Genomic DNA, 1,860 nt, shown 5'->3' with positions numbered 1-1,860 from the left:
TTGAAAATTGCTCTTTGTAGGTTGGGTTGAGGAGACGTTAGCGCCAGCTTATCCGTTAGGATAAACCCAACACCAAATCTCAATGTCACAAGGATTTTATATTGTCAAACTTCTAAGATTTGTAGGAGTTCTAGTGAGGTATAGTCCTGGAAATCCCCCCTAACTCCCCTTGAGAAGGGGGGAACTGGAAGTCCCCCTTTTTAAGGGGGATTTAGGGGGATCATCTATGTACCTCATCAGGCTGAAAACCTCTATAAGTCCTGATTTGCTACTACTATTCTTCTTGCAGACCAATATTTTTAGACATTGTTGTTGGGTTGCGCTACCGCTTAACCCAACCTACCATATCCTTTATGTAATCAAATTATGAAATCCTTTGTCACCGTGGCAGAATTAAGGCTAACTTGAAGACTAAAGCGATCGCCTGGATCGGCGGTAAATTTGAACTGAATATAATCATCTCTTTCTCTAGCACGAATTTCAAATAAAGATTCTCCCATTTCATCTAAACCAATGAGTTTTAAATTTGCTGGTAAAAAACGTTGGTCTTGGAGAGGATAAACTCTAGAAAGAACAGCAAATCTTTGGTTTGGTTTTGGTAAAATTGCTATCATCAATGCCACTGGAACTCCTGCTAGTTGCATTCCTAGATCGATAGCGCGACGTACACCTGCTGCTGGGTGACTAGGGTCAATTTCCCACAACAATTCGGCAATTTGCCAGCGAGTTTCTTCATCTTCTGTTGTTTGTAAAATATTTACTAGAGCTTGATTTACTTCTGTCTCTGAGAGTTCAGGTTGAGATAAATCTGCCTGTGTTTTGTCTCTTTGTTTTTGAGTCATTTGGAATTGTTTAAGAAATTTTTTAACTACTTTGGGAGATAATTTTTCTGTTGTTTTATCTAAACTGAAAGCCATTTGTATAATCGGTTTACGATTTCCTATAAGTTCTTCCACTGGTTGCCAACCTTCTCTCAAAATACCTTCTAACCAACTTGTTAATTTTTCCCAATATTTTGATTCAGTCAAGGTATTTTCTGGGATTTTAATAGCTACTGGACTCAAATATTTAAGATTTAAAATTAAGTGACTGGAGTCAGAATTTAGTTCAGGCAAAGAAAGTTGATAATTTCCTATTTTGTTTTTTTGTAAAGACTGATTTATTAATTTATCATATCGTATAAATCCAATTATAACAGCTTCTTCTTCCTCTACTAAAACCTGTATTACTATATAGAAATGAGCAGCAAAATCTGGGGAATTAATCATTTTTTCGGGAATTTCAATTCCTTCATTTACTATACTCTCATTTGTCAGTAAGCAAACTTTAAATCCGCCGACTTGCAGATTACTCATTGGTTCTGAACTGATAATTTGATTAGCTGGCAGAGATTCAATTTGATTATCTAATGTTAAATGCCGATCGCTCAACCTTCTTTTTAGTGCGAATAAACCCAAAATTTTCAAATAAGCTTGCCATTTTTGGGCTTCATTATTAAATTTACCACTCAAGAGAGTTGCTTGCTGAAAATCTTCAGGTTCTAAATCAATAGTTTCTGAGTGCAATTGTCGGTAATACTGTCTGTTTGTTTGCCCATAATTAGAACAAATATTCATATTTTTCTCCGGTTTGTTGTTGTAATTTAAAATTTGCTTTTTGTGGAAAATGCAATAATTAATGTAGTTATTTTAATATTTATTATTCTGTCAAATAGGCTGACAATATTCAAGATAATAGCGCATTTTTTGAGCGAATAAACTTGTCATTTTTTGGTATTTCTTTGCTGTATAAATTTCCTTAGCTGCCTCTAGAAAAACGGTTTCATCTAAATAACGACTTAATGGTTCAATTAAAGAATCA

General features: G+C 34.7%; 1 protein-coding gene. It reads right to left on the bottom strand.

From position 1 onward, the window contains the following. Positions 1 to 359: 359 nt before the first annotated feature. On the bottom strand, positions 360 to 1,616 hold the full coding sequence (locus F6K13_RS31245; protein ID WP_124154281.1) for a DUF1822 family protein: 1,257 nt from the start codon (positions 1,614 to 1,616) through the stop codon (positions 360 to 362). Positions 1,617 to 1,860: the final 244 nt, after the last annotated feature.

Origin of the sequence: Okeania sp. SIO2B9, from assembly GCF_010672505.1 — a bacterium.
GTDB classification, from domain to species: Bacteria; Cyanobacteriota; Cyanobacteriia; order Cyanobacteriales; family Microcoleaceae; genus Okeania; species Okeania hirsuta.
This window is presented reverse-complemented; position numbering and strand designations above follow the sequence as displayed.